The organism is Falsiporphyromonas endometrii, from assembly GCF_042654485.1.
Taxonomy (GTDB): domain Bacteria; phylum Bacteroidota; class Bacteroidia; order Bacteroidales; family Porphyromonadaceae; genus Porphyromonas; species Porphyromonas endometrii.
Genome location: NZ_JBHSGO010000010.1, coordinates 1 through 503, shown reverse-complemented (window position 1 = coordinate 503; position 503 = coordinate 1). Strand labels below are relative to the sequence as shown.

Annotated in this window: 1 protein-coding gene; it reads left to right on the top strand. The window is 47.1% G+C overall.

Going from position 1 to position 503, the window contains the following annotated elements; all coding sequences use genetic code 11:
- The coding region (locus tag ACFO3G_RS00855) for a transposase (RefSeq protein ID WP_380077091.1) at positions 1-503 on the top strand (503 nt) is incomplete at both ends.

Genomic DNA, 503 nt, shown 5'->3' with positions numbered 1-503 from the left:
GTGCGGAATAGAGGAGGTGGCTTCGGAATGTTTTAAGGGGGTGTCGGTCCAACTGTGTACCGTTCACAAGAAACGGGAGTTGCAAAGTAAAGTGAGACCACGGGACAAGGCTCTGTTCTCATCGGAATTGAAAGAGGTATTCAGTATGGAATCTTCTGTAAGGAGTTCTCGAGAAGGGGTGGAACGAATGAAAGCGTTTTGTGCAAGATGGGGCAGGAGTTATCCTTTTCTTTTGAAATTCAGAGAAAGTCCGAGGCTTCCGTTCTATTTCACCTATCTGGATTATGCTCCCGAGGTCAGACCGTTTATTTACAGCACCAATTGGGTGGAACGTTTTAACAGACAGATCAAGAAAGCAGTTTCCTACAAAGCTGCCTTACCCTCCGTGGATTCGGCACTCTACCTGATTGGGCTTGTAGCTTTGAATGCAACGTATCTTCACAGGAAGATAGGGAATCTTTCGGCCGGATTGATCGAATTTGGAAGGTCCTCTTCGGGGGCTG